Here is a 7,070-nt window from a genome sequence, read left to right as displayed (position 1 = left end):
ACGATCGACGAGCGGGTGGTGCTGGTCCACGAGAACGAGGCGGTCTACCTGCCGATCGGCTCGATGCACCGGCTGGCCAACCCCGGCAAGATCCCGCTGGAGTTGATCGAGGTCCAGGTCGGCTCCTACACCGGCGAGGACGACATCATCCGCGTCGAGGACATCTACGGCCGCTGAGCGCCCGGCCGGGCAGCCTGCGACCCGATCACCCGCAGGCGCGCCCGGAACATGCGGCCACCCCGATCGATAGCCTAGCGTGTGGCCGCTCCCGTGCGGCCGCGCCACAGCGTCGGGGATACCGTATGAAGCACAAGCCGCTCCGCGAGCAGGTCATCGTGATCACCGGCGCCTCGTCGGGCATCGGTCTCGCAACGGCCCGGATGGCGGCCGAGCGCGGCGCCCGGGTAGTGCTGGCGGCGCGCAGCGGCGACGCCCTGGCGCGCATCCGCGCCGAGATCGAGGGCGTCGGCGGCAAGGCGATCGACGTCGTCGCCGATGTCGGCCGGCGGGCCGACGTGCAGGCGGTCGCCGACCGGGCCGAGGCGACCTTCGGCGGCTTCGACACCTGGGTGAACGTGGCCGGCGGCTCGATCTACGGCCGGCTGCGCGAGATCAGCGACGCCGACCACGAGCGCCTGATCCAGACGAATTTCTGGGGGACCGTCTACGGCTCCCTCGTGGCGACCGAGCACATGCGCCAAAACGGCGGCGCCCTCATCAACGTCGGCAGCATCGCCTCCGACCTCGCCTTCCCGTTCCAGGGCATGTACGCGGCCTCGAAACACGCGGTGAAGGGCTTCACCGACGCCCTGCGCATGGAGCTGATGGACGAGAACGCGCCGATCTCGGTGACGCTGATCAAGCCGGCCTCGATCGACACCCCCCTGCCCCAGCGGGCGCGCAACTACATGGACCGCGAGCCGAGCCTGCCGCCGCCGATCTACCCGCCGGAGGAGGTGGCGAACGCCATCCTGCACGCGGCCGTCCACCCGCAGCGCGACATCTTCGTGGGCGGGGCCGGCAAGGCCTTCGTGGCCGGCAAGGAATTCGCCCCCGGCGCCTACGACTATCTCGGCCCGGCGATCATCGCGCTCCAGAAGCGCCGGAGCGCGCCCCGCAACCCGGACGGCGCGCTGCACGCGCCGGTCTCGGCGGGCGAGACGCGGGGCGACCCGCCCGTCCCGGTCATGCGGACCAGCGCCTATACCCGCGCGACCCTGCACCCCCTCGCGGCGGCGGCCGGCCTCCTCGGCGTCGGCGCGGCCACGGCCTTCGCGGTGCTCGGCACCTCGTCCGGGCGCCGGCGGCGCCTGTAAATGGCTGTCGCGACGGAGACCCTGCCCGGCCCCGCCCGACCGGCGCGGGAGGCCGGGACCGGCACCGAGGCCGATCCCCGGATCGTGCCGCGCCGGATCGTGTCCCTGGCCGACGACCGGACGATCGCCTACGCGGAGACCGGCGCCGGGCCGGACCTCGTGGCGATCCACGGCACGCTGATGTGCCTGGAGGACGTCTGGCTCGGGCCCGTGCCGGCTCTGGCCGAGCATTTCCGCGTGGTCGCCGTCGACCGCCCGGGCCACGGCTTCAGCCGCCGGCCGCGCGGCGGGGGCGCCGACATCTGGGACCAGGCGGCGTCCATCCGGGAGGCGGTGCGGCGCCTCGGCCTGGAGCGCCCGGTCATCCTGGGCCACTCGTTCGGGGGCGCCGTCGCCCTCGCCTACGGCATGCTCCATCCGGACGAGGTGGCCGGCATCGTCGCTCTCGCGCCGATCTGCTTCCCCGAGCCGCGGCTGGAGCAGGTGCTGTTCGGGCCGCGGGCGCTGCCCTTCGGCGGCGACGCGCTGTCGGCGTTCCTGGGCGCCAGCAGCGACCGGGCGCTGCTCCCGCTCCTGTGGAACGCGATGTTCTTCCCCGAGGCGATGCCGGCGCGCTTTGCGCGGGACTTCCCCTTCGCCCTCGCGGGTCGCCCGGCGCAGATCACCGCCGAGGGCGAGGATGCGGGCTGGCTCTGGCCGGGGCTCGCGCGCAGCGTCCTCGGCTACCCGTCCCTGCGCCGGCCCACCCGTATCCTGGGCGGCAGCGCCGACCTGGTGGTGAACACCGAATTGCACGGCCGGCGCGCGGCCGGCCTGATCCCCGGGGCGCGGTTCGAGTCCCTTCCGGGGGCCGGCCACATGCTGCACCACCTGCAGACCGACGCGGTCGTGCGCGCGGCCCTGGCGGTGCGGTCGGAGGCCTGACGGACCCGGTCACGAGCCCCGCGGGCGGGGCCTCCCTCAGCGGATGAGCGCCTTGATCTGCTGCTTGGCGCCCGCCTTCAACCGGGCCAGCCCGCCGCGGGCCTGCCGCTCGCGCTCCTGCCGCAGCGTGCGCTTCTCGGCGTTCCAGGGATGCTCGTGGCGGAGCGTGTGCTCCGGCGCGCGGACCCCGAAGCCGAGGGCATAGGCGCGCCGCGGTCCGGCGCTGAGATTCGGCCCGGCGCAGTGCAGGGTCCGGCAATCGTGGAAGGTGGCGCCGCCCGCCGGGAGCGGACACGGGACCGCGCGCTCCACCGGAACGCCGAGGGCCTCGAGCCCGTGGATCCGCGGGTCGCCGCCGATGCTGCGATGGGGGAGGAGCGGCTCCCGGTGGCTGCCCGGGACGTAGAGCATGCAGCCGTTCTCCGGCGAGACGTCCTGCAGGGGCATCCAGACCGTGATCGCCCGGTAATTCGTGTAGGCGGCGTAGAACGCCTCGTCCTGGTGCCACGCGGTGGCGGCGCCGATCTTCGGCGGCTTGCGGATCGCGTGCTCGAAGACGAGGGCCGCGCGGTTCCCCAGGAGCTGGCGCGACATGGCCAGGGCGTTGGCCCGGAACAGGATGTCCCGGAGGAGCGGCTCGAAGCGGGACGGGTTGAGGAGCTGGGGCGAGCGCGCCTCGCTGGCGCCGCGGTCGACGTCGACGAGGTCGAATAGGCTCCCGTCCTTCCAGCCCCGCGCCTCCTCGAACAGACGGTCATAGGCGCCGCGCAGGGTGTCGAGCTCCTCGGCGGTGGTGATCGCCGGGACGGTGACGAACCCGTCGCGCCGGAACACGGCGATCTCGTCGTCGGTCAGGATCCGCGTCGGGACGCGCGCCGCCGCGCGATTACCCACGATCCAGCGGACGAGCCGCGTCCGTGCCTCGGCCGCGCGGGCGGAGAGGCCGTTCCCGGCATCGGCGACGCCGAGCCCCAGGCGATCCGGAATCGTGACTGGCATCGCACCCTCCGCTTCGAAGTGATTCCGCGAAGATGCCCACGTCTATTCCAAGGCTTACAGTACCTATTCTTAGGTATGACTGAGCGTCACGGCCTCAGGCATTTGCCTTCAGCTTCATCATGAACCACCTCCGGTTGAGATTTCCGGTTGCAGCTCTTTCCGGCGCCGGACGCGGTTGCCGGTCGCCAGCGGCGCTCCCGCCGACGGGCAATGCCGGCGCGGAAGCGCCGCGCCAATGCATCGGATTGATCGCATTTCCGGAACCATTTTCTTTCATGGCCGATATTTAATGCATCTGCGGGGGGTATTGATGGGTTCTGTGAAAGATCGGGGCGATCAATACGGACCGATTTCTCGGAGAGTGATGATGAATATCTTAACGAAAGCTGCCGCGGCCGTAGCCCTGGCGGCGCTGCCGGTCTCGGCCGCGCAGGCGATGCCGGTCGTGGCCGATCCGGGCCTCGCGGCGCCGATCACGCTCGTGGCGGGGGGATGTGGGCCGGGCGCCTGGCGCGGCCCCTGGGGCCACTGCCGCAGCACGCCCTATGTCGGTCCGCTGCCCGGCGGCTGGTATCAGGTGCGAGCGGGGAACGGCTGCCCGCCCGGCTACTGGCGCGGACCGTGGGGCCATTGCCGCAACACGCCGTATCACGGACGGCTGCCGAACGGCGGCTACCGGTAGCCACCCGCCCTCACCGTCGACGGAGGCCGGCGCCGGAGCGCCGGCGGGCGGTGAGGGACTCGAAATCCTGACCCTCTCCGTGGAAGGATTGGCGTTCCCAGGCCGTAGAGCGACGGCGCAGGAAAAAAACGTAGCGGGCCATCCGGAGCCCCGTCGGGCCTTCGTTTCCGGAAAATATCCGGAGACCTGTTCCGGGCCGGTTCGTCGGATGCCCCCTGTGTTCTACAGGGCACCCATGTCGGCCCGTAACGGGTCACGCGGTCGTCGCACCCGGCTTGTCGCTCGACGGCTTCGGCCTTGTCGCCATCGTCTCTATCGCCGCACCGGGTACAGACGCTGTCGAGCGCGGAACAGCACCTGACGCCGCCGGCCACATTGTGCCCGCCGGCGCGCCGTATATCGCACCCGACCTCCCGGCACGTCGCGATCGCCGCAATCCGTTCCAACTGCGCGACCCCGGCGCGGATCTCGGCCAGCTTGTCGGCAAGCTCTCGCATAGACCTATGGACGATTGAAAAACCCTATTGGCGGACCTCTGACTTCTTGACTGTTGTTCTTTTATTTGTCACTCATGAATGCTGATTTTTTCATATTTTTGAGCATCAAAATCTGCTGACGGATCGACTCTAAGCCGATTCCGAAAATGCCTATAACAACGCAGGCGACAGAATGGAGTTTCCGAACATGACACATACTCGCGAGGCCGTCGCCGGACTCAGCAAACAAAATGTTTCTTCTCTGAGGTATAACAGCAGAAACAATAATCGATACGAAAGCACGGGATTATTGATTTCGTTTATGAAAAAAAACAAAAAGCTATTAGATGTTGGATGTGGAACAGGGACGATCACATCCACACTGAGAGACGCGCTCTCTCTTGATGTAGTTGGCGTTGAGCCTCATCCCGAGAGAGCCGAGCAAGCGCGCACAGAAGGATTAAATGTCATCACTGGTGTTTATGATCAAACTTTCGCACAGAGAAACGAGAAATTTGACTACATCTTATTTGCAGACGTTTTAGAGCATCTTGTAGACCCAGCAGAAATGTTGAGAGAAGTAAAAAATTCGCTGGCGCCAGATGGTCGCGTGCTGGCCTCTATTCCAAATGTTGCGCATTGGACCGTAAGAGCGCAATTATTATTCGGAAATTTTAACTACAAGCCGACCGGGATAATGGATGCCACACATCTCCGATGGTTCACGCGCAGGAGTGTACGTCGTTTGTTCGAGGCGGCGGGATATGAAGTTGAAGATATTCGCGGTGCCGCGGGTGGCTGGATGGGCGTATACCGCTACACGCCCTTTCGCTTTCTCCCTCAAGATCAGAAGAGTTTTGTGCTCGGCCAGCTCTGCAGGATCGCGCCCGCCCTTTTTTCAGTTCAACATGTGATAAAAGCTCGGCCAAAGTAATATTTAAGACGTAATCAAGGTTGTTATTCTGCACTTATGTGCATGATCCTGTGTCGCTTTTCGATGGAGTTCCTGTCTGCCTCCCGCCCGACCACCCCGAGACACGGTCTCCACAACGCCGCGCAGATGCTCCGGGAGGTGGTGGCCATAAACCTGCTCCACGACCTGCTCGTTGGTGCCGAGTGCTCGAGCAACCTTGCCGAACGGCACGCCCGCCCTCATGCCCCCCGTCGCGAAGGTGTGGCCCAGTGCGCGCGGCAGTTCAGCCAGGTCGAGTTGGCGCCCGACAATGCCTGATTGAACTCATCAATAATAGTGACGGCGAATGATCAGCGCGATGAGGGCAGCAACGGCTCCCAAGGACGCCCCGATTGGCGTGAAAAGCAAAACGACCATATAGCCGGCCGTGCCTTCGCGCTGAGTTACCTTCATGATGTCAACATACCAAGCACCGACGAGAAAACCCAGTATTCCACCCACCACTGCCCCGCAAATAGCGGCACCTAGATACACAAAAATCGAAAATAAAATCTGATTGAACGCCATCGACACGCGAGCCCGCCCTCGAATCAGGGCGAAGCATCCGTAGATCCTCCTGCTTTTGCAACAGGCCCACTCTGTAATTGTGTCCTAGTACTGATATTCGCCCTCGCCAGATTTATCGGTGCCTCCACAGGCGCGCCGCCTCGTAGCGGGGCAGCTAGCGTCCCGTTCGCTTCAACGTCCCTTGGAACTCACACGAGGCGCCGTGCCACATCGTGCAGCCCTGTTCTTCCAGGACGACGGACCGGAAATCCGAAGCGTAGCGGGCGGTGATCCGGCAGGTTTGCCCACCGTCGGTTTTGCTGAAGACGACCGTGTCGGGTCCGGTCGGCCGCCCTTTCATCGTCACCTCACCGCCGCAGCCCTTGGTTCCCGTTGAGAACTGGGCCGTGAAGCCGGCTGCGCCCGCGGCCTTCACCTCGACGCCCTGCTCGTAGCCGTCCTCCTGGTGCTCGAAGGTGCCCACCGCCCTGGCTCCGGGGCCCGCAGCGTGCGCGACCGTGGAGACGAGCAAAGGGAGGAGGATCGCGAGCCGGCGAAGCATTACCGCACCTTATCAGATCGAGGAGAGCGATAGCCCTGGGCGGCCCGCACGATGATCGCCACGAAGCTGACGGCCAGCAGAAGGATCAACGCCTCGTAAGCCCACGGCCCGAGCCACGATGCGACCGCGTCCGGCATGTGACGCACGAGCGTACGCACGATGCCCGCGGCGAGCGCGATCAGCGTGACGAGGCCGAGGGCGAATTGAAGCCAGCGGGGCATGCGGCTTAGGTTAGCACGCCCCGCCAAGCCGGTCAGCGGGCAGCCTGCCGCTCGAACTGGATCCCGCATGTCTTCTGGACGGAGACCTTTTCCAGCGCCTTCATCTCGCCCTTGAGGCGCACCAGCTCGGTTCGGCGTGTCCTAGGACCGGGCCGTGGAGGCGCATCAGCGCAGGCGCGACGGTCAGAAGATGACCGAGGCGCTCGAGCCGTCGACCGCGGCTTCACCAGTCCTCTCCTGTGGGCCGCGGCCTAGCCGGAACCAAGGTGCCGTAAGGCGCCGTCAGAACGGTTGTTGAGGCCGGAATTTGCCGGCCTCACATCAGCAAACAATGGAAAACGAGAAACAATCTTGGTGGGCGGTGAGGGACTCGAACCCCCGACCCTCTCCGTGTAAAGGAGACGCTCTACCAACTGAGCTAACCGCCCGGC

At 66.3% G+C, this 7,070-nt stretch carries 9 protein-coding genes, 1 tRNA gene and 1 pseudogene; 6 read left to right on the top strand and 5 right to left on the bottom strand.

Translation table 11 applies throughout. The annotated features are described in order from the left end of the window. From cpsB to BLW78_RS02910, 3 genes and pseudogenes are all read left to right on the top strand, one after another. Positions 1–177, top strand: a pseudogene (cpsB, locus tag BLW78_RS02920) (mannose-1-phosphate guanylyltransferase/mannose-6-phosphate isomerase); the annotation flags it as partial. 125 nt (positions 178–302) lie between these two features. Continuing rightward, a complete protein-coding gene (locus BLW78_RS02915) occupies positions 303–1,316 on the top strand; it encodes an SDR family oxidoreductase (RefSeq protein WP_091676435.1) in 1,014 nt (337 codons plus the stop codon). Then, positions 1,317–2,240: an alpha/beta fold hydrolase gene (locus BLW78_RS02910; RefSeq protein WP_056531551.1), complete on the top strand. Its 924-nt coding sequence runs from the start codon at positions 1,317–1,319 to the stop codon at positions 2,238–2,240. Positions 2,241–2,276: 36 nt separating this feature from the next. On the opposite strand, the gene BLW78_RS02905 is transcribed toward BLW78_RS02910, so the two are convergent. After that, positions 2,277–3,239, bottom strand: a complete 963-nt coding sequence (locus tag BLW78_RS02905) for a phytanoyl-CoA dioxygenase family protein (protein WP_091676433.1) — start codon at positions 3,237–3,239, stop codon at positions 2,277–2,279. A 364-nt stretch (positions 3,240–3,603) separates the two neighbouring features. Between BLW78_RS02905 and BLW78_RS02900 the strand changes: the two genes are divergently transcribed. The 3 genes from BLW78_RS02900 to BLW78_RS02895 all read left to right on the top strand — a co-directional run bounded on the left by BLW78_RS02900 (position 3,604) and on the right by BLW78_RS02895 (position 5,331). Then, complete coding sequence (locus tag BLW78_RS02900) at positions 3,604–3,921, top strand: GCG_CRPN prefix-to-repeats domain-containing protein (protein ID WP_170855074.1); 318 nt, start codon at positions 3,604–3,606, stop codon at positions 3,919–3,921. A 275-nt stretch (positions 3,922–4,196) separates the two neighbouring features. Then, positions 4,197–4,436: a hypothetical protein gene (locus BLW78_RS30880; RefSeq protein WP_139307667.1), complete on the top strand. Its 240-nt coding sequence runs from the start codon at positions 4,197–4,199 to the stop codon at positions 4,434–4,436. 154 nt (positions 4,437–4,590) lie between these two features. After that, complete coding sequence (locus BLW78_RS02895) at positions 4,591–5,331, top strand: class I SAM-dependent methyltransferase (RefSeq protein ID WP_091676430.1); 741 nt, start codon at positions 4,591–4,593, stop codon at positions 5,329–5,331. A 306-nt stretch (positions 5,332–5,637) separates the two neighbouring features. Here BLW78_RS02895 and BLW78_RS30875 read toward each other — a convergent pair whose 3' ends face one another. The 4 genes from BLW78_RS30875 to BLW78_RS02875 form a co-directional block, all read right to left on the bottom strand. Then, positions 5,638–5,883 (bottom strand): hypothetical protein, encoded by a 246-nt coding sequence (locus tag BLW78_RS30875; RefSeq protein WP_128083348.1) that lies wholly within the window; start codon positions 5,881–5,883, stop codon positions 5,638–5,640. A 148-nt stretch (positions 5,884–6,031) separates the two neighbouring features. Further along, complete coding sequence (locus BLW78_RS02885) at positions 6,032–6,340, bottom strand: hypothetical protein (protein WP_132368135.1); 309 nt, start codon at positions 6,338–6,340, stop codon at positions 6,032–6,034. Positions 6,341–6,417: 77 nt separating this feature from the next. After that, positions 6,418–6,639 (bottom strand): hypothetical protein, encoded by a 222-nt coding sequence (locus BLW78_RS02880; RefSeq protein ID WP_091676423.1) that lies wholly within the window; start codon positions 6,637–6,639, stop codon positions 6,418–6,420. Positions 6,640–6,991: 352 nt separating this feature from the next. Next, positions 6,992–7,067: transfer RNA gene (locus tag BLW78_RS02875), tRNA-Val, on the bottom strand. Positions 7,068–7,070: the final 3 nt, after the last annotated feature.

This window comes from Methylobacterium sp. 275MFSha3.1 (assembly GCF_900108435.1).
Classification (GTDB): Bacteria; Pseudomonadota; Alphaproteobacteria; order Rhizobiales; family Beijerinckiaceae; genus Methylobacterium.
The sequence above is the reverse complement of the archived record's forward strand: the minus strand, read 5'-3'. Positions and strand labels throughout refer to the sequence as shown.

What these genes read in the sequence shown, in the direction of transcription:
- BLW78_RS02910 (WP_056531551.1), top strand. Translation starts at nt 1,317, where the DNA reads ATGGCTGTCGCGACGGAGACCCTGCCCGGCCCCGCCCGACCGGCGCGG.
- BLW78_RS02905 (WP_091676433.1), bottom strand. Translation starts at nt 3,239, where the DNA reads ATGCCAGTCACGATTCCGGATCGCCTGGGGCTCGGCGTCGCCGATGCC.
- BLW78_RS02880 (WP_091676423.1), bottom strand. Translation starts at nt 6,639, where the DNA reads ATGCCCCGCTGGCTTCAATTCGCCCTCGGCCTCGTCACGCTGATCGCG.
- BLW78_RS02895 (WP_091676430.1), top strand. Translation starts at nt 4,591, where the DNA reads ATGGAGTTTCCGAACATGACACATACTCGCGAGGCCGTCGCCGGACTC.
- BLW78_RS02915 (WP_091676435.1), top strand. Translation starts at nt 303, where the DNA reads ATGAAGCACAAGCCGCTCCGCGAGCAGGTCATCGTGATCACCGGCGCC.
- BLW78_RS02900 (WP_170855074.1), top strand. Translation starts at nt 3,604, where the DNA reads ATGATGAATATCTTAACGAAAGCTGCCGCGGCCGTAGCCCTGGCGGCG.